This window comes from Sporomusa intestinalis (assembly GCF_055383785.1).
The window spans coordinates 1,478,259-1,505,051 of sequence record NZ_AP042390.1 but is presented as its reverse complement, the minus strand read 5'-3'; the positions used below and the strand labels follow the sequence as shown (position 1 = coordinate 1,505,051).

General features: G+C 47.9%; 26 protein-coding genes. 10 read left to right on the top strand and 16 right to left on the bottom strand.

What is annotated here, in order from left to right; translation table 11 throughout:
* Positions 1–39: 39 nt before the first annotated feature.
* The 4 genes from ACZ481_RS06875 to ACZ481_RS06860 all read right to left on the bottom strand — a co-directional run bounded on the left by ACZ481_RS06875 (position 40) and on the right by ACZ481_RS06860 (position 4,621).
* Positions 40–1,722: an MDR family MFS transporter gene (locus ACZ481_RS06875; RefSeq protein WP_464769422.1), complete on the bottom strand. Its 1,683-nt coding sequence runs from the start codon at positions 1,720–1,722 to the stop codon at positions 40–42.
* A 113-nt stretch (positions 1,723–1,835) separates the two neighbouring features.
* Positions 1,836–2,093, bottom strand: coding sequence for a spore coat protein (locus tag ACZ481_RS06870; RefSeq protein ID WP_464769421.1), 258 nt, complete (start codon positions 2,091–2,093; stop codon positions 1,836–1,838).
* 17 nt (positions 2,094–2,110) lie between these two features.
* Positions 2,111–2,296 carry a hypothetical protein gene (locus ACZ481_RS06865; protein ID WP_464769420.1) on the bottom strand — a complete coding sequence of 62 codons (186 nt, stop codon included), beginning with the start codon at positions 2,294–2,296 and terminating at the stop codon, positions 2,111–2,113.
* A gap of 213 nt (positions 2,297–2,509) precedes the next feature.
* Complete coding sequence (locus ACZ481_RS06860; RefSeq protein ID WP_464769419.1) at positions 2,510–4,621, bottom strand: catalase; 2,112 nt, start codon at positions 4,619–4,621, stop codon at positions 2,510–2,512.
* 331 nt (positions 4,622–4,952) lie between these two features.
* On the opposite strand from ACZ481_RS06860, the gene ACZ481_RS06855 reads away from it, so the two are divergent.
* Positions 4,953–5,969 (top strand): threonine aldolase family protein, encoded by a 1,017-nt coding sequence (locus ACZ481_RS06855; protein ID WP_464769418.1) that lies wholly within the window; start codon positions 4,953–4,955, stop codon positions 5,967–5,969.
* Positions 5,970–6,154: 185 nt separating this feature from the next.
* Positions 6,155–6,640, top strand: a complete 486-nt coding sequence (locus tag ACZ481_RS06850; protein ID WP_464769417.1) for a CBO0543 family protein — start codon at positions 6,155–6,157, stop codon at positions 6,638–6,640.
* 62 nt (positions 6,641–6,702) lie between these two features.
* Here the strand turns inward: ACZ481_RS06850 and ACZ481_RS06845 are convergent, their stop codons facing one another.
* On the bottom strand, positions 6,703–7,125 hold the full coding sequence (locus ACZ481_RS06845) for a PPC domain-containing DNA-binding protein (RefSeq protein ID WP_464769416.1): 423 nt from the start codon (positions 7,123–7,125) through the stop codon (positions 6,703–6,705).
* Between the two features lie 552 nt (positions 7,126–7,677).
* On the opposite strand from ACZ481_RS06845, the gene ACZ481_RS06840 reads away from it, so the two are divergent.
* The 4 genes from ACZ481_RS06840 (at position 7,678) to ACZ481_RS06825 (ending at position 14,194) form a co-directional block, all read left to right on the top strand.
* The gene (locus ACZ481_RS06840; RefSeq protein WP_464769415.1) at positions 7,678–9,159 is read left to right on the top strand and encodes an exosporium glycoprotein BclB-related protein; all 1,482 of its coding nucleotides are present in this window, start codon (positions 7,678–7,680) and stop codon (positions 9,157–9,159) included.
* 369 nt (positions 9,160–9,528) lie between these two features.
* The gene (locus tag ACZ481_RS06835) at positions 9,529–11,178 is read left to right on the top strand and encodes an ATP-binding protein (RefSeq protein WP_464769414.1); all 1,650 of its coding nucleotides are present in this window, start codon (positions 9,529–9,531) and stop codon (positions 11,176–11,178) included.
* A 152-nt stretch (positions 11,179–11,330) separates the two neighbouring features.
* The gene (locus ACZ481_RS06830; protein ID WP_464769413.1) at positions 11,331–12,467 is read left to right on the top strand and encodes a GNAT family N-acetyltransferase; all 1,137 of its coding nucleotides are present in this window, start codon (positions 11,331–11,333) and stop codon (positions 12,465–12,467) included.
* Complete coding sequence (locus ACZ481_RS06825) at positions 12,464–14,194, top strand: B12-binding domain-containing radical SAM protein (protein WP_464769412.1); 1,731 nt, start codon at positions 12,464–12,466, stop codon at positions 14,192–14,194. The genes ACZ481_RS06830 and ACZ481_RS06825 overlap by 4 nt, the downstream gene beginning before the upstream one ends.
* Before the next feature lie 531 nt (positions 14,195–14,725).
* Here ACZ481_RS06825 and ACZ481_RS06820 read toward each other — a convergent pair.
* The 4 genes from ACZ481_RS06820 to ACZ481_RS06805 all read right to left on the bottom strand — a co-directional run bounded on the left by ACZ481_RS06820 (position 14,726) and on the right by ACZ481_RS06805 (position 16,989).
* Entirely contained in the window at positions 14,726–15,295 is a 570-nt protein-coding gene (locus ACZ481_RS06820; RefSeq protein ID WP_464769411.1) for an NADPH-dependent FMN reductase, read from the bottom strand.
* A 144-nt stretch (positions 15,296–15,439) separates the two neighbouring features.
* Positions 15,440–15,943 carry a DUF1003 domain-containing protein gene (locus ACZ481_RS06815; RefSeq protein WP_464769410.1) on the bottom strand — a complete coding sequence of 168 codons (504 nt, stop codon included), beginning with the start codon at positions 15,941–15,943 and terminating at the stop codon, positions 15,440–15,442.
* A gap of 190 nt (positions 15,944–16,133) precedes the next feature.
* Positions 16,134–16,610, bottom strand: coding sequence for a hypothetical protein (locus ACZ481_RS06810; RefSeq protein WP_464769409.1), 477 nt, complete (start codon positions 16,608–16,610; stop codon positions 16,134–16,136).
* 49 nt (positions 16,611–16,659) lie between these two features.
* Complete coding sequence (locus ACZ481_RS06805) at positions 16,660–16,989, bottom strand: winged helix-turn-helix transcriptional regulator (RefSeq protein WP_464769408.1); 330 nt, start codon at positions 16,987–16,989, stop codon at positions 16,660–16,662.
* Between the two features lie 120 nt (positions 16,990–17,109).
* Between ACZ481_RS06805 and ACZ481_RS06800 the strand changes: the two genes are divergently transcribed.
* A complete protein-coding gene (locus ACZ481_RS06800) occupies positions 17,110–17,505 on the top strand; it encodes a pyridoxamine 5'-phosphate oxidase family protein (protein WP_464769407.1) in 396 nt (131 codons plus the stop codon).
* 134 nt (positions 17,506–17,639) lie between these two features.
* Positions 17,640–18,038 carry a bacteriohemerythrin gene (locus ACZ481_RS06795; RefSeq protein ID WP_464769406.1) on the top strand — a complete coding sequence of 133 codons (399 nt, stop codon included), beginning with the start codon at positions 17,640–17,642 and terminating at the stop codon, positions 18,036–18,038.
* 233 nt (positions 18,039–18,271) lie between these two features.
* Here ACZ481_RS06795 and ACZ481_RS06790 read toward each other — a convergent pair whose 3' ends face one another.
* From ACZ481_RS06790 to ACZ481_RS06765, 6 genes are all read right to left on the bottom strand, one after another.
* Positions 18,272–18,706 carry a hypothetical protein gene (locus ACZ481_RS06790; RefSeq protein WP_464769405.1) on the bottom strand — a complete coding sequence of 145 codons (435 nt, stop codon included), beginning with the start codon at positions 18,704–18,706 and terminating at the stop codon, positions 18,272–18,274.
* 123 nt (positions 18,707–18,829) lie between these two features.
* Positions 18,830–20,527 carry a methyl-accepting chemotaxis protein gene (locus tag ACZ481_RS06785; RefSeq protein WP_464769404.1) on the bottom strand — a complete coding sequence of 566 codons (1,698 nt, stop codon included), beginning with the start codon at positions 20,525–20,527 and terminating at the stop codon, positions 18,830–18,832.
* Positions 20,528–20,574: 47 nt separating this feature from the next.
* Entirely contained in the window at positions 20,575–21,084 is a 510-nt protein-coding gene (locus tag ACZ481_RS06780; RefSeq protein ID WP_464769403.1) for an FMN-binding protein, read from the bottom strand.
* A gap of 111 nt (positions 21,085–21,195) precedes the next feature.
* A complete protein-coding gene (locus ACZ481_RS06775; RefSeq protein ID WP_464769402.1) occupies positions 21,196–21,615 on the bottom strand; it encodes a MarR family winged helix-turn-helix transcriptional regulator in 420 nt (139 codons plus the stop codon).
* 186 nt (positions 21,616–21,801) lie between these two features.
* Entirely contained in the window at positions 21,802–22,617 is an 816-nt protein-coding gene (locus ACZ481_RS06770) for an alpha/beta fold hydrolase (protein ID WP_464769401.1), read from the bottom strand.
* Positions 22,618–22,713: 96 nt separating this feature from the next.
* The gene (locus tag ACZ481_RS06765) at positions 22,714–24,123 is read right to left on the bottom strand and encodes a GntP family permease (protein WP_464769400.1); all 1,410 of its coding nucleotides are present in this window, start codon (positions 24,121–24,123) and stop codon (positions 22,714–22,716) included.
* Positions 24,124–24,466: 343 nt separating this feature from the next.
* Here ACZ481_RS06765 and ACZ481_RS06760 point away from each other — a divergent pair, with 343 nt between their 5' ends.
* A complete protein-coding gene (locus tag ACZ481_RS06760) occupies positions 24,467–25,135 on the top strand; it encodes a CAP domain-containing protein (RefSeq protein WP_464769399.1) in 669 nt (222 codons plus the stop codon).
* Between the two features lie 130 nt (positions 25,136–25,265).
* Here ACZ481_RS06760 and ACZ481_RS06755 read toward each other — a convergent pair whose 3' ends face one another.
* The gene (locus ACZ481_RS06755; RefSeq protein ID WP_464769398.1) at positions 25,266–26,105 is read right to left on the bottom strand and encodes a Cof-type HAD-IIB family hydrolase; all 840 of its coding nucleotides are present in this window, start codon (positions 26,103–26,105) and stop codon (positions 25,266–25,268) included.
* A 195-nt stretch (positions 26,106–26,300) separates the two neighbouring features.
* Between ACZ481_RS06755 and ACZ481_RS06750 the strand changes: the two genes are divergently transcribed.
* The gene (locus ACZ481_RS06750) at positions 26,301–26,792 is read left to right on the top strand and encodes a GNAT family N-acetyltransferase (RefSeq protein ID WP_464769397.1); all 492 of its coding nucleotides are present in this window, start codon (positions 26,301–26,303) and stop codon (positions 26,790–26,792) included.
* Position 26,793 lies beyond the last annotated feature (1 nt).

The window sequence follows — 26,793 nt, the reverse complement described above, 5'->3', positions numbered from 1 at the left end:
GCTGATGCTGTATAATAAAGAATCAGATTAACATGCTTTTTAGTCACGTTTTCCGGCGGTCCTGTCCCCATCAATAAGATCGGGAACGAGATCAGCAGCCAATTCAATTTCGGCAGCCAGACCGTCAGCATATAAGGTTACGCCGGCTTGTTCGGCATCCGGCCGCTCCGCCTTGTTATTAAGCCTTGTGCCTCCCATCAACAGGCTGACAAGAATCCCCGCAAGGGAGACGACCATGGCCACCCAGAAGACGATGTGAAGAGAATCGGCCAGGGCCGTCTTCAGGGCCGGCAGCAACAGCTGCTGCATATTGGCAGTCATCCTGTGCAGGGTCTCCGGGCTAAGCAGAATATTAAACAAACTCCGGGGATCGGTTTGAGCTTTAACCAGCATCTCGGCTATAGCTCCTGTCGCCGCCAGCGGTATATTTTCGATAACCGGAAAAAATTCCTGCCGCATGACATTGACCGAATAACCGTTAAAGACGGCCCCCAGGACAGTAATCCCGATAGTACCGCCAATACTGCGAAAAAACTGCGTGGCAGAGGTCGCCACCCCCCGCTGCGCCGCGCCAAAAGCGCTTTGCACGGCAAGGGTGATAACAGGGGTTACAACGCCAATTCCCGCCCCCAGAATAACAATGTATACGATAGCCGTAAGCTGTGCGGTATGTACGGTCATTGTACTCATTAATAAAAATGCCAGCGACATGAACGCCATCCCGGCTATATACAAGGACCGGAAAGCAATCCTGGTTGCCAAACGGCCAACAACAACACTGGTGAGCATCATGGCAAGCATCATCGGCAACATGGTATTACCGGAGCTGGTTGCGCTGATCCCCAGCACTCCCTGGAAAAACAAGGGTAAAAACATAGTTGAGCCAAACATGCCTAAACCCATTAAAAAACCGACAATATTAGAAACCGTAAAAATCCTGTTTTTAAATAATTCCAGGCTCAACACCGGCTCAACAGCCTTATTCTCAAAATGAATAAATAATATCCACGACAGCAGCGATATTCCCAGTAAACCAAAGATCTGCCACGATAACCAGGCATACTCCGTTCCGCCGAGGTTTAACCCTAACAACAAACCTACCGTTCCGGTAATCAGGGTAATGGCGCCGGCATAATCAATAACCACTTTCTCAATCAGTAGCTGTTCATTCCTTAAGCCCAGGTAAATTGTAATTGTTGCTAAAAAACCAATCGGCAGATTTATGTAGAAGACCCACTGCCAGGAGGAATAATCAACAATCCAGCCGCCAATAGTAGGACCAATAACAGAGGCCAGCCCAAAGACCGCCCCCATAATTCCCTGCCATTTCCCCCGTTCCTCCGGCGCAAAAATATCGCCCACAATCGTCATCGCCAGAGGCATCATGATACCGCCGCCAAGCCCCTGCACCGCCCGGTGAATTATCAATTGCAGCATATTGCTGCTGGTCCCGCACAGGGCAGAGCCCAGCATGAATACGGTGATGCCGGTAATGTATACCACGCGCCGCCCATAAAGGTCAGCAAGCTTGCCCGCTATCGGCACCACGGTTGTTGAGGTCAGCATATAGGCAGTCGTAACCCAGGTCATAATACTTAGCCCGCCTAGTTCACCAATAATCCTTGGCATAGCGGTCCCAACCACAGTCTGGTTCAGCGAAGAAAAAAACATGGCCAGCAACAGGCCTGCGACCAGTGTAGTACGTTGATTTTCGGCAGCCACAATCCGCGTTCTCCTTCCTTGGGTTAGCCCTGCACCAAAAGACCTCAATACCGAAAAAACGAAAAGTCGCCTGGTTGCTTGCAATCGCGACTTTTCTTGGCTTACTATTTAAATTATTGAGCCGAGGCGCTCATTAATTCGGTTTTTAATTGCTGAACTTCGCTCTGCTGAGCAAGGGCAGCCGGTTTGTAATACCCCTTTTGCATGGCCGTCTGAGCAAGCTGATACTGGCGCTGCTCATCCTGATCCCGCATTTGCTGAAAGGTCGAACGCAGCTGGGCATTATTCGTTTCGGCTATGACACTGGCATACGTGGATAAGCTCCCTTTTATCGATGCCAGATAGTCATTTAGCATGTCTTTATCGTTCACCGTTATACCTCCTTTTGCTATTGAAGAAATGACATTAGTTTTTGTTTGGCATTCCTGGCGGCAACTGCATCTTGCTGAAACATTTGCTTGAGCTGGGCATCGCTGCACTGCTGGGCATAAGTTTCGAGTTTGTTGGCCACAGTCTCATGGCCGCCGATCATATGCCGTAAATGCTGAAGCTCCAGTTGGCTTAACTGCGTCATATAGATCCACTCCTTTCTGACAGAATACGAGATTATTATTAAACAAACAGTGCAAAAATATCCAAATAAATAATTTTCTGCCGCCAGCAAGACCCGGTTAGTTTCCTTACTGGTTTTAGTATAATATCCCTGCCGCCGAACATAGGAAACTGGAGTTGAATTTAGATTTCAACTCCAGTTTCCTACTTAGCATATCGCTGCTTTCCTTTTTGCCTAAGCTCGCTCCCAGTGCCGGTGCATAGCGATCGCCTGCACAAACTCTTCGCCGAAACTGCGCCAGTCAGAAGCCGCGCGCACGGTTACCACCCCCTGGCCGGCATGCAGCTGCCCGGCACTGTCCGGCGGCGCAAGCCGGGCCCGGGCGGCATCAGAAGCCTGGAGCAGGTCTACGCCTTCATCGGCGGCAGCAATCGGTTTGGCATGTTTATAGGCCTCATTGATGAAGTCACGGGCATCGGGCGTTGTTAGCAAACTCCGGATACTCTCAGCCCCGCCCGGGACATAGACGGCATCGTACAAAACAGCGTTCGCCGTCGTAAAATCCTTGACCGCTTCCATTTGCTTGCCGTCCTTAGCAGCAAGCATGCCCAAACGGCTGCTGACGATATCGGCGGTGACCCCGGCATTTAATAATAAATCAACAACCTGATTAAGCCCCTGGTAGCAAAAACCGTCCGCAGCCAGCACCGCAACCTTTCTGGTCAGCGGCAACTTGATTGTATTGGCCTGACTCACAGCAGCCGAAGCGGCGGTCACCCCGGTTCCCCCGGGCTCTGCCGGCGGGTTTGCCCCGATACCGCTGGCAATCTTCCCGGCCAGCTCGGGTGCTACCTGGTTAAACATATCCACAACCTGCTGCTTTAATGCTTTATCCTTAACACTGCCTACTTCAAAATGAAAGGCATCAATGATGTGTTCCTTTTCCGGGTCTGACATACTATTCCAAAACAGAGTGGCCTGGCTGAAAAAGTCACGGAAGCTGTCGCTGCGCCCCCGGATTTTACGGGCATCAACCCTTTCCGCATAGTGAACATAGCCCTCTTCTTCCGCAACAGGAGCCGGAGAATTCTGCTGCAGCCCATTGGGGGAATAGCTGACTGTTCCTTTATCCACAGTCAGCCGGTGATAACCATCGCGCTGATTGTTATGAACGGGAACAACAGGCCTGTTAACCGGGATCTGATGGAAATTAGGGCCTCCCAGGCGGATGAGCTGCGTATCCTGATAGGAGAATAACCGCCCCTGCAGCAGGGGATCATTGCTGAAATCAATTCCCGGCACAACGTTGCCAGGACAAAAAGCCACCTGTTCCGTTTCAGCAAAAAAGTTTTCCACATTGCGGTTCAAAGTCATTTTCCCTATAATCTTGACCGGCACTAACTCCTCCGGCCAAAACTTGGTCGGATCAAGAATATCAAAGTCAAAATCAAATTCCTGTTCCTCAGCCAGGATTTGCACACCAAATTCATATTCAGGATAATTTCCCTGCTCAATAGCATCCCATAAGTCCCGTCTGTGGAAATCGGGGTCCTTGCCGGACAGCTTCTGGGCTTCGTCACGCACCAGCGAATGCACACCCAGCAGCGGCTTCCAATGGAATTTTACAAAACAGGCCTGGCCCTGGGCATTGACAAACCGGTAGGTATTAACGCCAAAGCCTTCCATCATCCGGAAACTGCGGGGAATGGCCCTGTCTGACATTACCCACATCACCATATGGGCAGTTTCCGGCGTGTTGACGACAAAATCCCAGAATGTATCGTGCGCCGTTGTCGCCTGCGGGATTTCATTATGCGGTTCAGGCTTAACGGCGTGAATAACATCAGGAAATTTGATGGCATCCTGGATGAAAAACACCGGAATATTGTTGCCGACAAGGTCGTAATTGCCATCCTCTGTATAAAATTTCACGGCAAAGCCGCGCACATCACGCACCGTGTCGGCCGAGCCCCGTGAGCCGGCGACAGTGGAAAACCGGACAAAAACCGGGGTCTTCACAGCCGGGTCCTGGAGAAATTTAGCTTTGGTATATTCAGCCAGCGGTTCATAAACCTGAAAAAAACCATAGGCGCCAAATCCCCGGGCGTGAACTACCCGCTCCGGGATGCGCTCATGGTCAAAATGGGTAATTTTCTCCCGGAAATGGAAATCCTCCATTAAGGTAGGGCCCCGTACTCCGGCCTTGAGCGAATCATCGGTGTTGGTGAGCTTTACCCCCAGATTTGTTGTCAGCTTCCGGCCTTTATGGTCTGTGCTGAATTCCTCCATCTGCCGCATTTTTTTATCAATCCCCGGGGCGGCCGATTTGTCTTGGTTCTGCTGCATAACAAGCACCTCCTAGTTTTCAGGCAGCATGTAACAATTAACTGCTAAATGATACCATTAGTTTGCCGGCTGTGCTGTTATTTATGCGGATCGCCATTCGCAGCGCCTGTTGGGGAATAGTTCCTGTGCAAGCTGCACTAATTTTTAGGTTGCCGTTAGAACCGTCTGTGCCCTGTTGTAGGGTATAGGCGGTTTCGCTCTAGGAAGAACTGGCTTGGGTTAGGCAAAAAAACGGCAAAACATTCCTCCAGCCATTGACAATAGCTTGCTGATTGTGTATATTATAGCGCACAAATACAAGCTGGCAACCGGTTTGGAGGAGGAGTAGACAATGTATAGCTTTAAAAATGACTACAGTGAAGGTGCACATCCGCGAATCTTGGAAGCGTTACTGCAGGTAAACCTTGAGCAAAATGAAGGGTATGGCCAGGATCAATATACCCAAAAAGCCATTAAGCTGTTAAAACAAAGAATCGGGCTTGACAATATTGACATTCATCTATTCGTCGGCGGGACGCAGACGAATCTGACCGCTCTTTCCGCCTTTCTCAGGCCCCATGAAGCAATTGTTGCGCCCAATACGGGGCACATTCTGGTGCATGAGACCGGAGCGATCGAGGCTACCGGCCACAAAATCCTCGCGATTGAGGTAGCAGACGGAAAAATCAGCCCGCTCCATATCCAGGCCGTTCTTGCTGAACATACCGATGAGCATATGGTAAAACCAAAGCTTGTTTATATTTCCAACCCGACTGAAATCGGCTCAATTTACACCAAAGCCGAACTGGCGCAGCTAAGCGGGTTTTGCCAAGCAGCAAACCTGTATCTCTATATTGACGGGGCCCGCTTGGGATCGGCCCTTTGTTCCGAGGAAAATGACCTGCAGTTATCTGATCTGGCAACCCTGTCAGATGCATTCTACATTGGCGGCACAAAAAACGGCGCGCTGCTGGGAGAAGCCCTTGTTATCTGTCGCGATTCCCTTAAGGAAGATTTCCGTTTTCAGATGAAACAGAAAGGGGCACTGCTGGCTAAAGGCAATATTCTCGGCCTACAGTTCCAGGAGCTGTTCCGGGACAATCTGTACTTCGAGCTGGCCCAACATGCGAATCAAATGGCCAGTATCCTGAAAAACGGCATCAGCAATAAGGGCTATCCCTTCCTGACCCCCTCGGCCACCAATCAGCTATTCCCGATCCTGCCCAACCGGCTGATAAAAAAACTCCAGGAAAAGTACGCCTTCTACGTTTGGGCGAATGTCGATGACGAACATTCCGCCATCCGTCTCGTCACCTCCTGGGCCACACAGGAGGAGGCCGTTTTATCTTTTCTAAGTGATTTACCATAGCTAACCATTTAATACCAAATTCTTACAGTATAAACTAAAGCCGACTACGTTTTAATTTTTTCGGAAGCAGGGAAATCTATAATCAGTCGTGCAGGCGTCGTTATAAAGTCGTTATAAATTCAGAAGGGACCTACTATTTTAGCTGAATAAGTTGGTGAAAAGACTATGGGAGAGGTATTCACACCATGATTTTTAGCCTGGAAGGAATAATCAGCATACTTGCCGTTGTGCTTGCTTTACTCATACTGGTCTTTCTGATAGACTGGCGATATTTTCGCGACTGGATTGTAGTGTTACTGTTCAAAATGAATATTGACTTTATCTGGGGCAGCCCGGTTGTTAACCTCAAACTTATTGATTATCCGGTCCGGCTGCTGCCTCATTATTATAATACCTGCATCCTGTTTGAATTGTGGGTATTTCCCATCCTGTGCGTGTGGTACAACCAGGTTACAAAAGACAAAAGCCTGTTGCCTATCATTGGTTATGCCTTATTGTTTAGTGCGGGTATAACGATGATTGAATACCCCATTGAACGGTATACCAGGCTTATAGAGTATTTACAATGGCGTTGGTTTACTACTTTTTATACATTAACAATTACCTTTTTAATGTCCCGGGCATTTATCGCCTTCTATCGCTGGGGCTGCAATTATTTTAGCCGCAAGTAAGGGAACGGCTTCGTGCCATAACAATAAAAGGACCAAACCAGGTCGGTTTGGTCCTTTTATTGTTATGACATTTTTAGCAAATTGAGACCAATCTCATTACTAAAGGCCCGGTCGACCTCGCCGTCAATGATATCAATAATGATCTCGGCAGTACAGCTTACCCAGGCAGAGGTCAAATGTCCGCCAAACGCATGATAGGAGGCATCTGTGAGGGTAATATGAGTATGTAAATACACTTCGCCGTTCATGCGGGTAACATTGCCGGTAAGGGCAGTAATCTCCATGTCTTTATTAATTTGCGTTGAATGGTACTCTTTGGTGTTTGGCTCAAAGAGCCCGATAACCGCTTTATTTACGGCACCAATACCGGTCACACTGGCCAGCTTTATCTGGTTGTCATTACAGACTTGCTTAATCGACTCTACTATTTCCTCTGCCCTGTCACATCTAACAAGAATTTTTGAGCCAAACTTTTTCGTTTCCATCAGCGATTACCTCCCCTTAGTTTAAGCTTGTTTTATTTTTAATTTTATCGCAAGCAGGGTAATAAGTAAAATATTTAGTTTGCCGCTAAAAAACAGACCAGGAATCTTCCGGGCGGAATACTCACGGTTTTATTAAAACCTTCATATTATATTATGTAATTATTTTCGGTCTATAAAAGGGAAGCTGACAATTGTTCAGGCAATCTTATCGATTATTAATACATGCAAATAATTAACGGAGGTTAGAGCGTGGATACTATAGGTCTTCAACTTCAGAGACAACTGGCTGGCACAGTCGCACCAAACACCAACGTACTATTTGACAATATAATAAGCAGTTTTGGCTCTGTACTGTATAATCCCCTGACAGGAGAAATCACTATCAATAAACCTGGCAGATATTTCATCAACTGGTGGGTAGCAACCCAATCCATGTTGGGATCATCAGGAATATCTTTTGCTATTTCAACTTCGCAGGGAGATGAACTCCCGGGCGATTCACCCATAAAATCCGGAGAAGTAACTGGTTTTGCCCTCTTACAAGTTAACCTCGTGCCCATAACCATACAACTAGTAAGCAGGGCCTCAAACAATGTAACCTATTCGCCGCTGGTATCAACTACAGCCTCTTTAGTATTAGGAGAAATAGCGGAAGAAACCAGTGTCACTGGGGCTACCGGCGACACTGGACCCACTGGTGGCACCGGGGCCACTGGTGATACCGGCGCCCCGGGTGACACAGGCGCCACTGGCGCTACCGGAGCCACTGGTGATACCGGGGCCACTGGTGATACCGGGGCCACTGGTGATACCGGGGCCACTGGTGACACCGGAGCTACGGGTGACACCGGGGCCACTGGCGAAACTGGCGCTACGGGTGAGACCGGCGCCACGGGTGAGACCGGCGCCACTGGTGACACCGGAGCTACTGGTGAAACCGGAGCTACTGGTGAAACCGGCGCCACTGGTGAGACTGGGGCCACTGGCGACACCGGGGCCACTGGTAACACCGGCGCTACTGGTGAGACTGGGGCCACTGGTGACACCGGAGCTACGGGTGACACCGGAGCTACTGGTGAGACCGGCGCCACTGGTAACACCGGCGCTACTGGCGACACCGGCGCTACTGGTGAGACTGGCGCCACTGGTGACACGGGAGCTACAGGTGACACCGGGGCCACTGGTGAGACTGGGGCCACTGGCGACACCGGGGCCACTGGCGCTACCGGAGCCACTGGCGAAACTGGCGCCACTGGCGAAACTGGCGCCACTGGCGCTACCGGCGCTACGGGTGACACCGGGGCCACTGGTGACACCGGAGCTACGGGTGATACTGGAGCCACTGGCGACACCGGAGCCACTGGCGCTACCGGAGCCACTGGTGACACCGGAGCTACTGGCGATACCGGGGCTACCGGAGATACCGGAGCCACTGGCGACACCGGGGCCACTGGCGATACCGGGGCTACTGGCGCTACCGGGGCTACTGGCGAAACCGGGGCTACTGGCGCTACCGGGGCGGGGGCAATGATTCCATTTGCATCAGGCTTCCCCATCCTCCTGGATACTCTAGCAGATGGTTCACCAGGCTTCCCCTACTTCATCGGCCTTGGCAGTGCTGATGGCGGTCCTGCTCCGCTTGGACCGACAATTGATCTTACAAGTAATGGTTTGCCACTAAACTATGCCTTTTCGGTTTCCCGTAACGGAATACTTTCTGCAATTGCCGGGTTTTTTAGCCTGGCTGATCCGGTAACCCTTGTCGACACAACGCTAACCGTGACAGTACAGCTTTATCAATCTCTTACGGGAGATAACATTTTTACCCCCTTAACTGGTTCCGCCGTAGACTTAGTGCCACCGTTTACAGGCGATCTCCCCATAGGTACTAGCAGCAGCGTCCTCGCAACCGGCCTCACGGTCCCGGTAACTGCCGGCTCCCGCCTGCTACTCTTCTTTTCCGCATCCGCTACAGGCACCAACCTCACAAACATGATGTTAGGTTATGCCAGCGCCGGGATTACCATTGAATAATAGCATGATTTAACCCCTAGATTGATTGGCAACGAGCCGGAAACCAGAATATTTTCCGGCTTGTTGCCTTTTGTTGTTAACAAAATTTTGACCTCATTGAGCTATACCCTATTATCACTTTTCCCAAAAACAGTTAATAGATTTCATCTCTACTCTTTCTCCCATTTCATATAACCGATCCCCTAATAAAATTATCGATGCACCTCCTATCAGACCTGCAACATTTGTCGATTACCACTGGAAGTTTTGGAAATATATAGAGGATTTTAAGTAATTACCTAGAAAAATAGAGTATATTCTTAGCCCATCACTATACAAACTCTTTTAAAGTCAATATCGAAATATAAGAGGTTATCAGGAGGTCATTCCATGTCTATGGACGCCGCTTTAACCACGAATATCGTCGCGAGTACATTAATGGTTTTGACCTATACTTATTTTTACATCCAATATAAACATAGTTATCTGGCAAAATGGCTAGCTGCATGGATCATACATGAAGTCAGAATTATTTTTCTTGAAAATGCTTTTATCAATCAATCTTCCGTGTTTTTAGGAATGATGTATGGGGTGCTGGTTTTTGCTCATTGTCTGCTTCTTACAGCCGGCACAATGGAGTTGGCAGGAAAAAAATTGTCCGCCATTTGGCTAGCTGGTTGTATCCTGGTCTTAATTTTTTCTGTAATAGGGAAGTTAATTGGCTTACCTACCGTAGCCTATCTGCTGCCTGGCGCAATTTATATTGCATTTGCTTATGCCAATGCCGGAAGAGTTGTAAGTCAAATTAATATCAAGGGTCTAGGAATCAGGCTTACTGCTGGAGGTTTTTTCCTGCTCGGCATCCACGCTTTCGATATGCCATTCCTGTTCCAACTTGACTGGTTTGCTCCTTGGGGTTACCTACTGGATGCCTTATTACGTTCTACTGTTGCAATTGGTATTGTATTGATTTACTTTGAAAAAACACGGGTCGAACTTGCCGAAAAAGAAAAATACTATCGTCTATTAGCAGATAATGCTACTGATGTTATTTACCGTTATCAATTAATTCGTCCTGTTGGGTTCGAATATATCAGTCCATCTATTAAAATATTAACTGGATATGGCTCTACTGAAATAAAAACACTTCGTGATATCATGCGTATCATTTATCCGGCAGATCGGAAAAATTTTAAAAAATTAATTAAATCACCAATCAGTCTCAATGATTTTGGCATACTCCGGGTGGTACATAAAAACGGTGATATTCTATGGGTAGAACCAAAACAAACTGTTATTACTGACTCAAATGGTCAACTTCTTGCAGTTGAAGGAATTATGCGTGATATTACCAAGCGCGTCCTGCTGGAGCAGGATGTGGCGCGCCTTGACCGGCTAAACATTGTTGGGCAGATGGCTGCCAACCTGGCTCATGAAGTTCGCAATCCCCTTACCACCGTGCGCGGCTATTTACAGCTATTTGGCAATAAAAATGAATTTCAACGTTATAAAGAACAATTCACCCTATTACTTGATGAGCTTGACCGGACCAACCAGATTATTACCGAATACCTCGCTCTAAGCAAAAATAAAAGTCTGGATATGAAAAAATGCAATCTTAATGAAATTATATTAACAATCCATCCCTTGATCCAGGCTGATGCCGTATCCTTTAATATTGAAACCGTTCTTGAACTTGGTAACATCCCCAATCTTCATCTTGATGATAAAGAGATCAAACAGCTTATACTTAACTTTACTCGCAACGCGATTGAATCTATGCCGTTAGGCGGAAAACTAACTATTACAACCACTAATGACAGCAAAGAAACTATATTGAGTGTTGCCGATCAAGGAACAGGCATTCCTCAACAAGTTCTTGAAAACCTGGGTAAACCATTTTTCACTACTAAAGCAACCGGTACTGGCCTGGGTATGGCCATCTGCTATCGCATCGCGCACAGGCATAATGCCAAACTGGACATTGATACTGGACCGGCCGGAACGACAATTAACATAAGGTTTAAAAACAATAATTGATGAAGAAGGCCGAAAGGCCTTTTTTTTTCGCCTGTCTGTCATGGTAACACCAGATAGACAGTGCAAAAAATCTTTTAGGAGGTGGTGTTATGTGAGTGGGAGTTATAGGCCACTTAAAATTATTATGTGACTAACATCAAGGAGTGACAACAATGCAAACCAAAAAACAAAAACTCGAAGCTGCTATCAAACCAGAAGGGGAAAGTATTAAAGTTCATGATGCCCATACAACGGAAGAAAAAGAAGCTATCTACCATTTTCGTTATCAAATCCAGATTAGTGAAATGCAACGCCTTATCCCCAATACTGACCACTATCGACAAGTTATAATGGATGAACTCGATTCGCGGAGTCAGCATGCTTATGTAAAATTAGCTGATGGCCGTATTGTTGGTGCTGTCCGGGCAACTTTTGGCAATGCTAGTGACTTTCCAACTGAACTTGCCCACCCCTTTCAACTTGAACGTTTCCAGAAATTTAGTCCTAATAGTAAAAATATTTGTTTCGGGACTAAAATGATGGTCGACCCGCAATACCGAAAAACGCCGGTATTCTTTCATCTTTTAATACACTGCTATAAATTCCTGCGCGAACATAAGATACAGTTCAACTTAAGCGGCTGCAATCCGTATCTTCTCCCGATGTATGAACAATTGGGATATCAGTCTTTTGCGCCAGGCTTTCAGGACCCTGGCTATGGATTTGTGGTGCCAATTTTACTTATGCCGGAAGATGTAGAACATCTGGCCACCATCCGTTCACCATATTTACGTATTGCCAAAAAATATACTAATTCAACTGCCGCCAGAGAATGGTATCTGGCTAATTTCCCGGAGGCCTCCCGCTATCCTGTGAGTTTATTTACCACTGAGCAGCAGCGGTGGAGCTTCGTTACGGAGCGGGTCAGCGATCCGTTGACGACTTTAACTGTATTGAATTCTTTACAGGAACACGAAGTAAAAAAACTGCTGCACCTTGCAACCCCGGTCGAGTGCCGCCAGGGAAGCGAATTTATCCGCCGGGGCGATGTGTGCAACGAGCTCAATTTACTGCTGACCGGAACTATGACCATTGCCACCCAGGCCGGAGAGATTTCCGTGGCTAAGTGCGGCGATATTCTCGGTGCGGTAGGTCTGTTTGGCCAGACTCACCATCAGGTGGATGCCACTGCCGCTGCAGATTGCGAGATATTGGCAATATCCCGGATTTCCTTTGAAAAACTTCAGCGTTCTTATCCTGAGCTGGGCGCCAAGCTGCGCCTGAGCCTGGACAGGGAGGAACAAAAATGAAAACTGCACCAGACATCTTGCTAATTAACAGTTATGCCCCACGGCAACGGGTGGTTTCAGACGCGGCCCTCGAAAATAGCCTGGTGATCTTGCGTACTTATCTGGAGCACAAAGGCATGCAGGCTGAAATTATCGATGACCAAAGGGTAACTGATTTAGAGAAAGGCGTACCCCGGTGGTGCCTGCGGTTGCTGAAAACAATGACACGATTGCTAATGAAAGCCTACCGCGTAAAACCGGCAGCCGCCGGTCTGCTATTTGCCGCTTGGCCCCTGCAGGCCTATGCTCTTCACTGCCGGCGGGAGTATCTGCGCGCCAGGCTGCGTCAGATCGCTGCCGATGTACAGGCCCGGCAGATTCCTGTCGTCGGCCTGAAGCTATGGTATGGCGAAGCCTATACCTGGTGCCGGGAACTCGCAGCCGAAATCAGGCGGCTTAGTCCGGACACACTGATAATCGCCGGCGGTCCTCAGGTTAAAGTGTATGGTGATATCGTACTGTTGCACACAGACTTTGACCTTGCTATCATGGGACCGGGCGAGGAAATTCTGGAAAAACTTATTATGTTGCGCCGGCGGACAGCCTCAAAAAGCGTTTTCCTGCAACAAGTCCGCGAACAATGGGGCGGACCGTTGTTAAAAACAGGCGGCTTTGCCGGCGATCAGCAGGAGGTGGCCCGGGGACTGGCCGCGCAAACAATTCCCAACTATTACGCTGCCGACCTTAACGACAAAATTCTTTTCCACACCATTGTCGACGGTGTTGGCTGCAGTTGGAATCACTGCAACTTTTGCTCCCATACCCGCTGCCTGGTTCCCTTTACCCCCCGGCCGGTCGAAGACATTATTACCGAAATTAAAGCAATGCTGGGGCATGGTATAGCTTTTTTCCGGTTTAGCAGTTCCGAAACACCGCTGGCTCATGGCCGAAAAATTGCGGAAGCGATTTTAGCCCATGGCCTTACAGTCCGATTTTCCATGTTTGTCCGGGCTGCCAGTGTGAATGCAGAAACCCTGGCAACCTACCGCCTCCTGATCCAGGCTGGTCTCCGGGCTGTGTTTATGGGCGGGGAAACCGGGCATGACGATGTTAACCGGGAGATTATGAACAAAGGGGTGAAGCGAAAGGATATTATCGATACAATCGGGATTATCCGTCTGGCCTCTGACGCCGCCGGCTTGCCGTGCCGGGTCGGCCTGTCCCTTATTTACCCCTGCCCGCTGCCGCCGGGGATCCCTTTGACAGAAGTCTTCCAGGCGAATGTGCGTCTAATTGATGAAGCGCTGCCGGATACGGTAATAGTTAATCCGCCCGGACCTTTTCCCGGAACAAAATGGTATACTGACGCCGCAAGATTTGGCTTTAGCTTCTCTGAAGGGGCAGCAACCTTTACCCAGCGGTTCATGGAATATGAATATTCCATTTATAAACCGGTTGAGTTTTGGGATGATCCCGGCTCTTCCCTGCACAATATGGAAAGCAAAACCGTTTTAAAAGAAACCGGCAAGCTGCGGGCTTACGCGGCCAGCATCGGTATTCCCACCGATATTTCCGATGAATACCTGATGATGACAGAGGCTATAGGCCTGCAGTCTACCCTTGATCTTGTCCGGTTCAAACAGAAAACATTGCTTGATATTATCAGCGGCAGTACCGGCTATACCCGGGAAATTACAGACGCAATCAATGCCGCCAGCCGCCGTCTGGCAGCCACTCGCAGCAAATAGGCCTACCGGTTGAGCAGGTACCTTGCGGTACCTGCTCTTAATTGCAGACCAAAAAGCCACTCCCGCCGGAGTGGCTTTACTATTTTTATAAGGTAAAGAGCCTGCAATGATCTACGCTACAGCCTACACCGATCATTACATACCTATACGCAGACTTTCGCCTACCCACAAGCATTACACAACCGATGCAAACCTTTGCTCGACTACCACAGATAGCTACTGAACCGCCTGCAATCTCCCGACTGCAAACGACCCGTATTGTTCACAACCCATAGCAATCTTAGCTCGACCAACATACATCCCTTGGGACCATACGGCAACAGTTGGGCTACCGCACAGCCTTTCAAGACCCATGCCAGTCTTCCCGCCGACTAACGCCGAACCCTAGGACCCGACGCCAATCTTTGGCCGACTAATACCGAGCTCTTGCAAACCCGGCACCAATCTTGGCTCAACCATTACAGACCCTTTACACTCATAGTATCGTCCGATTTCATATATCAATACCTGGGAATTTATGGGCCATATCAATTACTGTTTGTTCTCTGTAATCGTCGTAACCCATGTTGTAAAAGCGGTCATAAACCTGCGGAAAAACTCGCGCGTATTCTCATTAATAAGCACCCCCTTGGTGTCAAAAAGCATGGCGGCATTGCCGATATAGGCCTCAGGCTGCTGCATAGTGGGAACATTCAGGCAAACAAGGGATTGGCGCAGATGGTGATTGGCGCCAAACCCGCTTATCCCTCCCGGCGAGACGCTCATTACTGCCCCGGGTTTGCCGTCAAGCACATTTTGGCCGAATGGCCGTGAACCAACATCAAGGGCATTTTTCAGCACCGCGGGAACGGAGCGGTTATACTCCGGTGTAACAAAAAGGAAGGCATCATAGTTTCTTGCGCGTTCACGAAAAGCAATCCAGGCAGCAGGCGGGTTGCCCTCATCGTCAAAATCCTGATTGTAGATTGCCAGGTCTCCTATTTCAACTTCCTCCAGCGTAAAACCTGCCGGCGTTAATTCCTGCAAGGCTTTTGCAACCTTTCGGCAAAAGGATTCTTTACGCAGGCTGCCAACCAAAACCCCAATTCTCTTTGTCGTCATATGAATCCCCCTCTATTACTGTAATATTCCTCTTCCTGGAAATCCAACTGGCTGATTCAGCCCAGTCATGCACGTAGCATCTTAATGATATTCTCCGGTCTGCCGCATGCTTCCTTCTTCCTGCAGGAGTTGAGTTAATTATCCTTATCCCTTTTCTATCGTTGTTGTCCGCTCCTCTAAACGGGACATCAGTTTATGCATAAATTCATCCTGATAGACCAAATGAGCCATAATAACCTCGATTTCTTCTGCAGATTTTTTATTAATCTGATAGTCCTGCTCGGCCATCAGGCGATCCTTCTCGGCCTGCCTGTTTTGGCTCATCATGACTACCGGACCGGTATAAGCCGCCTGGAAGCTTAACACCAGATTAAGCAAAATAAACGGATACGGGTCCCAGGCATCAAAATACCCGGGGTCCATTACCTTCATATAGACCAAAAAAGCATTTGCGCCCATCCAGATCGTAATAATGATACTTTGGCCAATAATGAACGGCCAGCTGCCAACTACCCGGGCTACAGAATCAGCAATTCGCTGCCCATAGGTCTGTTGTTCCTGAAATTCACGATAAACATTCTTCACAAGATGCTGTTTCATTCTATACTTAGCTGCCGGTCCCATGGTAGGCCTATCCTGATTATTCATGCAATTACTCCTTTTAGGTATTATCAACACGGTATTCATTGTAAATGAACAATACCCATTACGCAGTGCCTTGCGACAGGTGCAGTGATGGATACTTCTCCCCGAATTGCATATTTTCCTCTAAGAGAGCCGATAAAATTACCATAAATATACATTATCATCAGGTTTAATCCTTCTTTAATGCAACCGTCTAAAACTTCCTTTTGAGCAGTATTTGATAATCACTACTGGAATTTGACGGGTTCCGCTCAATTTCAATCCATTCTTTATCCTCCTCATCAATTTCAACATGAACGCGCCTGCTTTTTAGATTAACACCCGGCATAATCTCAAAACTTCTTTTCTCTTCTTTCTCTATTGTATATGTATGGTCAGACAGATTAAGGCGTGTATTATTCACATTATTTGAAGCTCCAATGTGGTTGTCAGGACTAAGCTGTTGAGACCCAAGCTGCTCTTCTTTCGGTTTTGCCGGCTCGGGCTCAGCAGTAACTGGCTGCAGGTCGCCGGGGTCTTGCTCTGTAAGCGGCGGCACCCGAACCTTTGCCGGCTTGCCGCGCTCCGGCTCGGGGGGAGGTGTGCCGGCAATAAAATAATGTGCTGCTGCCCAGCCAAGCAAAAGGATTAAACCCACTATAAAAACTAAAAGTACCGGTTGTTTTTTCACTTATATCCCCTCCGGTTTTACAGGCAATGGATCGCAGGCAAGGCAGGCACTATATTTTTCCTCTTTGCTTAACCCCCCACTTGGCTAGCTCATCCAGTGCGGGCAATAAGCTCAGACCGGCTTCGGTCAGCGAGTATTCGACCCGGGGGGGAATCTCGTTATACTGAACCCGGTTAATTAAGCCATTGCTTTCCAGGTCTTTCAGCGCCTGGGACAACATCATATTCGTTATGCCGCAGATATTTCTTTTTAATTCATTATATCTTAGCAGCTTATGGCGGCTGAGAGTCCAGATCACCGGCAGGTGCCATTTCCCCCCAATCAGGCTAAGGGCATATATTACCGGACATTCGGCCGGCACTGTTTGTTGATGATTCATAATTTTTCTCCAATACTCACATAATACTGACTATGTAAGAAATAACTGCATACTTTGTTTTTTTATCCCTTTATCGTATAATCGAATCATAAAAAAATATAACAGTAAAGGAGATTTGTCATGGAAGAAGTGCTTAAATTTCTCACGGAAAATCCAATTTTTTACCTGGCCACCGTAGACGGTAATACCCCCAAGGTCCGGCCTTTCGGTTTTATCATGAATTTTGAAGGCAAGCTGCACTTTTGTACAAGCAACCAAAAGCCTGTATACCGGCAGCTAAAGGCCAATCCCAGTTTTGAGATATCCACAACCGCCAAAACCGGGGAGTGGATACGCTTAAAAGGAAACGCCGTTTTCAACACAAGTAAGCAAAGCAAGCAGGCGGCGCTTGATAAGATGCCAACGCTCGCTAATCTGTACAGTGTGGATGATTCCATTTTTGAGCTGTTTTATATTGAAAACGCAGAGGCAACCATCCAGGATATGAAGGGCAATGCAAAAACAATCAAATTCTAACCGGTAATGGCGCAGGCAGGAGGAAAAATTCCTCCGGCCTGCACTTTTTTATTTGATTAATTAATGTGAAACAGGATTTGTCCCAAATATGTAGAAATTGTTATTATTATTAAATAATAAAGGTGGTTAGTGCCGTGGTAATTTGGAAACATGATTATGATCTCGGTATCCCTGCCATTGACGAGCAGCACCAAAAATTATTTGAGATCGCCAATGCGATCGACAAATTATTGAACAACGAATTAGTGACTGACAAATATGATCATATTGTAGCTATTATCGAGGAACTCCGGGATTATACAACAGAACATTTCGCAACCGAAGAGGCCTATATGCTGGCCAATAAATATCCCAAGTTTTTGTCACATAAAGTGCTGCATAATGAGTTTATCGAGAAAATGAGCGCTATTGACCTGGCCAAGATCGATAATGAGCAAAATGCCTATTTAAAAGAAATCCTTAACTTTGTCATCGAATGGCTTGTCGATCATATTCTAAAAGTAGATAAGCTGATAGCGCCAACCGCACGGTAGCTGCCCCGTTGCGTCGCCTGCTTAGGAAAACTTGGCTTGTGCCAAGTCCTCCAGGACGCCGGCAGAAGCCAAAGATTTTTCTTATCCCTGGGATCACAGCCTTGATTTTTTATAAATCTGATGGGGTAAAAAAGCCTCTTGCCGTAAACTTTATTTACCGCAAGAGGTTTTTTCCTGTAAGCAGCATGGCTTGCGTCTTCTCTAAGGCACAAGCCATGCTTTCTTGCATTGTGTTAGATTTTAATGTCAATGATAGCGGATAGCCCAACCCCCTGCACACGGGTGAAGTTGGTAGGATTCGTGCTGTCAACCGGAATCAATGCCTTTACCCTGAACTGGTTATTGTTAAAGTTGCCTTCCACCTGCATAACAGCCTTGGTCTTATCCACCAATTCCTGCGAACCGGTTATCTGCGCTGCTCCTATGTACCCGTGATTACCGACAGACAGAATCGGGACCACTTTTGTCGCATATTCCGTTCCCGCATTATGTTTAAAAGTCAGCTGATTGATGAAATTATTAAGAGGTGTTGCAAATCTGTCGATAAGGATTGACATGCCACCGACCTTAAGAATATCACCTAAACCCAAAGCCTGGGAAACAGGAACGGCAGTAATCATCAGCATGGAAACCAGTAACACACCAATGACAACCTTTTTTTTCTGCATGTTAACGCCCTCCATATCAAATTTTAGTATTTCTACTATAATCTGATTATACCGCAACCGACTGTGTAGTCAATGTAAAAAAACAGGAAAATCTTTATAACAGCTGTCCCGGGCTGTATTTACTCAGATTTTAAACTGCGTGACTGCCTGTTTCAGTTCTTCTGCCAGCCGGGCCAATGTTTCGCTGGACAAAACAATGTCTTTCATAGTGGCAGATTGCTCCTGCGCTGCCGCCGAAACAAGCTGCGTCTCGGCCGAAGTCCCCCGGCTGATTTCGTCCAGATCCCGGATGGATGCAAGCACCAATTGATTTCCCTCCATAATCTGGGTAATAGCGGCCGAAATTTCCTTACTGTCGCTTGAAACCTGCTGCACCATGTCAATAATGGTGTTAAATGCGGTTCCGGCCCGGCTGACAAGCTGTGAGCCGGCTTTTACCTCCTGGGTTCCCTGCCCCATTACTGCCGCCGCATTGCCTGTATCGGCCTGCGTTTTATGAATAATGTAAGCAATCTCTTTGGCCGCCGCCTGCGACTGTTCCGCCAGCTTCCGGACCTCCTCGGCCACAACGGCAAAACCACGACCCTGCTCACCGGCTCTTGCCGCCTCAATAGCGGCGTTTAAGGCCAACAGATTGGTCTGGCTGGCTATCCCGGCAATAGTAGCAACAATCTCGCCAATTTCCTTGGACCTTTTTTCCAGCTCGCCAATCACAGCGGCTGAATGATTGACAATCTGTTCAATATCGCCCATTTTTCCAACGACCAAACTGATAGATTCGCCGCCTTCAGCGGCAGCACTCAGCGTCTTATCGGCAGTACGCACTGCCGTTACACTGTTTGTACTAATTTTCTGGACACCGGCTGACATCTGTCCGACTACAGCCATCGTTGTGCTCACCGTGTGCTGTTGCATGTCCGCGGCTTTGGCAATATCAACAACCGCGCCGGCAATTTGGCCGGAGGCCTGGGCCGATTCGCCGGAACTGGCTGTCAGAGCCTCGGAAGCGGCAGCGACCTGTTCGGAGGAACGATACACCTGTTTGACAATAGACTGCAGATTTTCCGTCATTACTTTGAAAGCCAGACCAAGCTTGCCTATTTCGTCCTGCAAACCCAGGTATCGCGGCGGAATCTCGACCGACAAATCACCTTTGGCAATGCGATTGGCGGCAACAGCCATAGATTCAATCGGCCTGCTGATCATTCTGGCGATTAACAGGCTTAACCCGGCTGCCAGCAGCAGGGAGACAAAGACCAGTATGCCCATAACCCAAACAGCCTTCTGAGCCCGTTCTGCATTAAACTCGGCTTTTTGCCTGCCCGCCTCGGCCTTCGTTGCTGCTAATTTTTCTATCGCTCTATTAAAGTTCAGTGACAGCTTAGGACCATCATTGCGCAAAACGGTAGCCGCATATTTTTGGTTGCCGGCCTTACATAAGGTCACCACTTGCTCTTTGTGATAATTGAAATTCTCCAGGACATTAGAAAAATACGCAAAATCTTTGCGTTCGGTTTCTGTAAGTAAATTCTGCGCGAAGATATGCATAGCCTGATTGATCTTCTCGGTATTGGCCTCCATAGCCTTAACATATTCTTCAATTTGCCGCGGGTTTTCCTCGGCAATCATATCGCGCATATAAGCCCGGTTCTGCTCAAAACCGCCGTTGATAATCCGCAGCTCAAGCAGCGGCCGGGTTTGAAATGCGTATAAATCATGATCCAGCTTCTGTAACTGGTAAATATTCAAAATCCCCACACCACCGACAACCATGCATACTGCAGTAATCACCGAAAAACTGAGCAGCAGTTTCACACTCATCCTCAGGTTTAAAAAGAACGTCAGCATAGCTTCTCCTTTATCCTGCCTTATTTATCCGGAGCCGAGGCATCCGGCTGCGGGATATAGATTGTGGCATGATTGCCTGTTTTAGCAGCATGAAAGGCGGCCTGAGCGAAGGTTTTGAAATCCCGCGAGGATGTGGTGGCGCCGGTGATACCGTCGATTTGTTCAGGGTCCTGATAGACCTGCAGGTTCTTGGTAAACCGCGGGCAATATTCACTGGGTCCCAGTCCGCTTTTTCTCTTCATGTTGGCGTTATAGGCAACGTCACGGGTTTTCAACTGGCCGGAAGGATTGACATAATCAAAGTTGCTGTTCCCAATTTCACCGTTGTTGTCCACTTCCATGCTGAAAAATGCCTTCCAGCCCCGGGAATCGGGTTTGTCATATTCTACTTTATAAATACCAGGCTGCAATTGTGGTCTTGCCTGCTGCTGAGTGGATTGAGCATCAGGCGCGGAAACGCTTCCCACATACATATACAAAAGCAAAAGAAGAGCGCCAACAGCGCTAATGGCGACCCATTTTCTCACCATAGCAAACCCCTTTCCCCAAACCTGTCCCAAAGTCCGCCTTATCGATAATGAAACTCTTTATCAGTAAGTTATCTCGATTATAGCTATTAATAAATTTATAGTCAATAGTTGCTAAAATGCCTCTCTGTTAATTTTTTTTAACAGGGCGAGCAACTGTTCATTTTCCTCTTCCGTCAGAACCGAAAGGATTTGCTCTGTTAAATCATAATGATACTGATGATGTTCGGCAAAAGCCTGCCGGCCCTTTTCTGTTAAAGTAATCAAATGCACACGGCGGTCTTCTTTTACCGATTCCCTCGTAGCATAATGTTTTTTTTCCAGGCGGTCAACCGTAACGGTAGTCGTGCCGGTAGTGACCCCCAGATGCTGAGCCAGGCTCTTCATATTCATCTGGCCAAACTTCCCCAGGATTTCGATGGCATGGGCCTCGGAAACCGCTAAATCACTGGTTTTGATTACGGAATTCTCCCAGGAGGAAAAAGCATTAAAAAAAGTAAACAATTCATGAGTTATTTCCTCTAAATAATTCATACCCATTTCTCCTTTGTAGCTGGCATGATCCGAAATACATTGGAAATGCAAGCCAATCATATGCTGAAAAAATTTTTTTGTCAAATATTTTCTATACAGACCCACTATGGGCACCAACGAAAAAAGAGCACCCGTCAGGTGCTCTTTGCTGGCAAAGAAGGGCATCCGGGCAACGATTGCCGGCATTTATTCCTCGATAAATGCTGCTAATTCCTTGTTAAATTTATCGCGCTGATCATAAAACAAGCCGTGGCCACTATATTTAAAGGGTACCAGCCGGGAATTTTTTATGCCTTTATGCTGGGCAATAGCCAGGGGAAACAGGCAAACCTTGTCATGAATGCCATGCAGGATTAACGTCGGCACACGGATTGTCCCCAGATCGGAAAACAGGCCTTCTTCGTCCAGCCAGGCTTTGGCAATCGCAGCGGTTGACCAGCCTGCCGCCTCTAACCCTAGTTGGAAAAACCATTGGGAGAAAGCCCCGGTGACATGCTGAAAGAAAAACATATCGCCAAAGCCCTGCAGCATATTGGGACGGTCATTGTAGGTGTCCTCAATGATTTTTTCCACCGCTGCTCTCTCTAAACCGTAAGGGAAGCAGGGCCGCTGGATAAGGCTGGGGGCCGCTGCCGCAAACAGGGCCAGCTTCTCTACCCCATAGCCGTTATGCCGGGCCATGTAACGGATAACAATAGACCCGCCGGTAGAGTGTCCTCCCAGAATAAAACCCCGGAGTCCAAGGGCTTCGACCACGCAGCGGATATCATCTGCCAATTGATCATAATGATAGCCGTCCCAGGGCTTGTCGGAATTGCCAAACCCTCTGAGATCAATGCCGATACAGCGGTAACCCAGCCGCGGCAGCTGATCAAACTGATATTCAAACATCTTATGGCTTGCCGGCCAGCCATGAATAAACACAATGGTCTTGCAGCCTTCGGGGTTAAGATCCTCAACAAAAATCTTAATATTTTTTTCTACCTTAATATAGTATCCCATGCCAACCACTCCAATGTAAAACTCTCTTTACTGGTAGTGTATTCACCTGGGATTAATAATGCGCTGACAGCCGGTTACGGCACTATACCGCCCCTGTCAAAAGGCCAGATACAGGCCAATAAAGATAAAGACCAGCAAGGTTTTCATCATCGTAATAACAAAGAGGTCATAATAGGATTCTTTGTGTGTTAACCCGCACACAGCCATAACGGTAATAAGCCCGCCGTTGTGGGGCATGGAATCAAGTCCGCTGGAGGCCAGGGCCGCAACACGGTGCAGGGTGTCCGGCGAAATACCGGCCGCCTGGGCCCAGGCCAGATAATCGGCGCCCAGCATACCAAGGGCAATGGTCATGCCGCCAGAGGCCGAGCCGGTAATAGCCGCCATAATATTGACGGTAATCGCTTCCGACACCAGCGGGCTGCTGCCAATCTTAATATCCATTAAAAAAGACTTAATCACCTGGAAACCGGCCAGACTGGCCACCACACTGCCATACCCATAGCCTGAGGCCGTGTTAAGAACCGCAACCAGGGAGCTGATCGCGCCGCTGTTGAGAGCAGCGGCAGCCCCGCCTTTTTGCCGCAATTGCTGGCGGCCAATGATAAGTGCCAGCAGGATGCCCAGAATCAAAGCTATATTCAAAGACCAGATTGCCCGTACCTTATCAATACCGCTGCTTAACAGCGACAGCTGCAGGGCTTTAAAGGGCAGCAGCATATCTTCAGGCCACTGATAAGCCCAGGACCAGGCAAAAGGGTTGCTGAGATATAAGTTGGCCAGCAGGACAACAGCCAGCGGCAAAACCGCCAGCCATTGAGCAGGCAGCTGCTCCTCCGCCGACTTTACCGGTTCATTCAGCGTATGCAGCCCATAGCCGTCGCCCTGCGCCGCCGCCTGACGCTGTCTGTACAGCAGCCAGGCCCAGCCCGTGGCAAAGATGCTGACCCCGCTGATGACGCCAAGCCAGGGCTCGGCCCATGTTGTTGTACCGAAAAAAGCGGTGGGAATAATATTTTGAATTTGCGGCGATCCCGGCAAGGCCCCCATACTGAAAGTATATGTACCGAGCCATAAAGCGGCAGGTATCAGCCGTTTCGGAATGTCTGCCTCCCGGAACAACGCGGCCGCAAAGGGATACATGACAAACACAACAACAAAGACGCTAATGCCGCCGTAAGTCAGCAGGCCACAGCCAAACAGCACAGCCAGCAGGGCATTCTCTTTACCCAGCTTACCGGCAATGGCCCCGGCAATGGCGCGGGCCAGGCCGCCGTCTTCCATTACCTTCGCAAAAACAGCCCCCAGCAGAAAAATGGAGAAATACATCTTAAAGTATTCGGCGGCTTTCGTCATAAAGATTTCCGTATATACAGGCATAAGGCTGAAATGGCTGGCCGTTGCCGCCAGAACGGCGAATAATGGCGCAAATAAGATGATGGAGTAACCACGGAAGGCAAAATACATTAGCAGGATAAGACTGAGTAGGATTGCAACTAGTTCCACCAATTATCTCCTTTTTGATTATAGTTATTTTGTTTGAAAACCTGGTTGCCGGCAGCAGCGGGCGGTAATCTGTACTATTATACCATATGCCGTATGTTTATTCATTTACTATATTTTCCGCCGCCGCTGCCAAAATCTTTAAGAGGTCTCAGATATACCCAAAGCTAACAATATCTACATTGTTATGTAAACAGGATATTGCGCAACAACGTCGAATCATTATTACCTAGTTCCCAATATAAACAATGAAAGGTGGATGCATGTGAACCTCAAGGTTAGAAAGAAAGTGCTTTCAGGCATTATTGCCGTTTCGCTATTGACCACATCTTTTGGGGGTACACTTGTGACCTCCGCATATGCAGCAGAAGCTGCCAACGAAGCGTTAGCCGGTGAAACCGCCGCCAGCGAGGCTGCTGTCAACGAAGTTCCGGCCAACGAAGCGTTAGATACCGAAACTACTGTCGAAGAGACACTAAAAGAAAATAAAACCACGAAAAACATTCTGACTGGAATCGTAGCCATCGGCCTGATTTCGGCCCTTACCAATCATGGCAGCAAGTCTTCCGACAAAAATAATAGCGACTCCTCCAGCTCTGGCAGCACAGGCTCCAGCGGTTCAACCAGCACTTCGGCAACTGATGAGCAGCAGGCCCTGACCCTGCTGAACCAGGACCGCGCCGAGAACGGTCTGTCGGCCTTAAAATCCAACTCGCAGTTAACGACTCTGGCCCGCAACTATGCCAAAGACATGATTGACCGCAACTATTTTTCCCATTACAACCCGGAAGGGCAATCCCCGTTCGACCGCATGACCGCAGCCGGCATTAGCTATAAAACTGCCGGTGAAAACTTAGCCATCAATTCCAGTGTGGCCAATGCTGAAAAGGCATTTATGAACAGTTCGGGCCACCGTGCCAACATTCTTAACTCCACTTACACTGATGTCGGCGTAGGCGTAGTACGCAACGCCAGTGGACAGGTATATGTAGTGCAGGAGTTTATCAGCAAGTAGGCTTACTATTCGTTCCTCAGCCTGACTATGCGCGCGCGTTAATAGCGGGATAGCCTATTGGTCCCACAGACAAAGAGGCCTTTGTGACATACACAAATGGCCTCTTTGTCTTAAGCTACATAGTCTTTCTCTACTGCGGGTTTTCCAGAATAAATCGGTTTATCGCCTTGGCAACACCGTCATTGTCATTAGAACTTGTGACAAAATCAGCTTTTTGCTTCACCCTGTCCAAAGCGTTTTCCATAGCAATACCCAGACCGGCATATTCGATCATTGACAAATCGTTTTCACTGTCACCTATTGTTAATACTTCCTCACGCCTGAGACCATAAAAGGCGGCCAGCATGGCAACCGCATTGCCTTTGGAAACCCCTTTACGGGTAATTTCAATATTGTATCGGGAAGAATCAACGATTTCCAACTGTTTGATATTCTGTATCTCATTGCGTAATTCCCTGATCAATTCTGTATTTCGGTATATAATCTCACATTTTACAATATTGTTTTTCTCTTTCTGCAATATTTTTTGCCATTGCTGCCAGGAGAAAATATATTCCATGTCCAGTTTGTTATTCCTTGTGCCCAACAGTGTAGAGGCAACATAAAAAAATTTAAACATAACATTACCATAATAAAATTTATGGGGAGTGCAGAAATATGGTTTTATGCGGTGTTTGCGAAATAGCGCCAATACTTCTAAGGACAAACTTTCGCCCAGAACATCCTGATAAATAACCTTATTTGTATCTTTGTCTTTGATAAAAGCCCCGTTTGATGCAATCACCGGTGATTTGACCCCAATAAGATTGGAATAATATTCGGCATCAGTGTACATCCTGCCTGTGCTGATTACAATATGGACCCCTTGCCGGTGGGCCTGCTGCAATACTGCTTTTGTCCTGTCTGTAATTCTATGCTTGCTATTTAACAGCGTCCCGTCAACATCAATACAGACTAATTTATAGGCCATAGCCAAGTCCTTCCTTTGAAGATTCAGTTTGCCGCCGGCGCGCTGTTGCTAACAGCCTGCCGCAAAGCCTTACTGGTTGCTTTATGGTTGATATAGACGATAAAACAGAAGATGGAACGGCAGCGAATGGTAAAAAATGATATAATAAATGTTAGTGTTGAGCTACTCTTACTGACAAATTAGAGGAGGACTTCCATGACAGAAGTAACCATTAGAAGTGTTGGCCCGGAAGATTTGGACCCGGTGACCGCAATAGAGGCAGTCTGTTTCCCGCCGGCCGAAGCCGCACCGCGTGAAGCTTTCCAGGAGCGTATCGCTGCCTTTCCGGAATCTTTCCTGGTCGCGGAAGCAGCTGGAATGCTGATTGGGTTTATCAACGGCTGTGCCACCGACAGCGCCGTTATTTATGATGAGCTGTTTCACAGCACTGGCCATCACCGGCCAGGCGGTAAAAATCTGGCGGTTTTTGGGCTGGATGTACTTCCCGCCTACCGCAGGCAGGGGATCGCCGCCCGGCTCATGCGGCATTTTATTCAGACTGCCAGAAATGCCGGCCGCAGCAGCATCATTCTGACCTGCAAAGAGCAGCTAGTCCCTTATTATGAATCATTTGGTTATGTAAGTAACGGAATCTCCCAGTCCACACACGGCGGTTCCCAATGGTATGATATGACCCTGGTTCTCTAAT

Bases quoted from the DNA above. Each gene is read 5' to 3' on its own strand.
- ACZ481_RS06800 (WP_464769407.1), top strand. From the start codon at position 17,110: ATGGAAGAAGTGCTTAAATTTCTCACGGAAAATCCAATTTTTTACCTG.
- ACZ481_RS06855 (WP_464769418.1), top strand. From the start codon at position 4,953: ATGTATAGCTTTAAAAATGACTACAGTGAAGGTGCACATCCGCGAATC.
- ACZ481_RS06865 (WP_464769420.1), bottom strand. From the start codon at position 2,296: ATGACGCAGTTAAGCCAACTGGAGCTTCAGCATTTACGGCATATGATC.
- ACZ481_RS06860 (WP_464769419.1), bottom strand. From the start codon at position 4,621: ATGCAGCAGAACCAAGACAAATCGGCCGCCCCGGGGATTGATAAAAAA.
- ACZ481_RS06770 (WP_464769401.1), bottom strand. From the start codon at position 22,617: ATGGGATACTATATTAAGGTAGAAAAAAATATTAAGATTTTTGTTGAG.
- ACZ481_RS06815 (WP_464769410.1), bottom strand. From the start codon at position 15,943: ATGAATAATCAGGATAGGCCTACCATGGGACCGGCAGCTAAGTATAGA.
- ACZ481_RS06825 (WP_464769412.1), top strand. From the start codon at position 12,464: ATGAAAACTGCACCAGACATCTTGCTAATTAACAGTTATGCCCCACGG.
- ACZ481_RS06820 (WP_464769411.1), bottom strand. From the start codon at position 15,295: ATGACGACAAAGAGAATTGGGGTTTTGGTTGGCAGCCTGCGTAAAGAA.
- ACZ481_RS06775 (WP_464769402.1), bottom strand. From the start codon at position 21,615: ATGAATTATTTAGAGGAAATAACTCATGAATTGTTTACTTTTTTTAAT.
- ACZ481_RS06830 (WP_464769413.1), top strand. From the start codon at position 11,331: ATGCAAACCAAAAAACAAAAACTCGAAGCTGCTATCAAACCAGAAGGG.
- ACZ481_RS06845 (WP_464769416.1), bottom strand. From the start codon at position 7,125: ATGGAAACGAAAAAGTTTGGCTCAAAAATTCTTGTTAGATGTGACAGG.
- ACZ481_RS06780 (WP_464769403.1), bottom strand. From the start codon at position 21,084: ATGGTGAGAAAATGGGTCGCCATTAGCGCTGTTGGCGCTCTTCTTTTG.
- ACZ481_RS06850 (WP_464769417.1), top strand. From the start codon at position 6,155: ATGATTTTTAGCCTGGAAGGAATAATCAGCATACTTGCCGTTGTGCTT.
- ACZ481_RS06755 (WP_464769398.1), bottom strand. From the start codon at position 26,105: ATGGCCTATAAATTAGTCTGTATTGATGTTGACGGGACGCTGTTAAAT.
- ACZ481_RS06835 (WP_464769414.1), top strand. From the start codon at position 9,529: ATGTCTATGGACGCCGCTTTAACCACGAATATCGTCGCGAGTACATTA.
- ACZ481_RS06750 (WP_464769397.1), top strand. From the start codon at position 26,301: ATGACAGAAGTAACCATTAGAAGTGTTGGCCCGGAAGATTTGGACCCG.
- ACZ481_RS06785 (WP_464769404.1), bottom strand. From the start codon at position 20,527: ATGAGTGTGAAACTGCTGCTCAGTTTTTCGGTGATTACTGCAGTATGC.
- ACZ481_RS06790 (WP_464769405.1), bottom strand. From the start codon at position 18,706: ATGCAGAAAAAAAAGGTTGTCATTGGTGTGTTACTGGTTTCCATGCTG.
- ACZ481_RS06805 (WP_464769408.1), bottom strand. From the start codon at position 16,989: ATGAATCATCAACAAACAGTGCCGGCCGAATGTCCGGTAATATATGCC.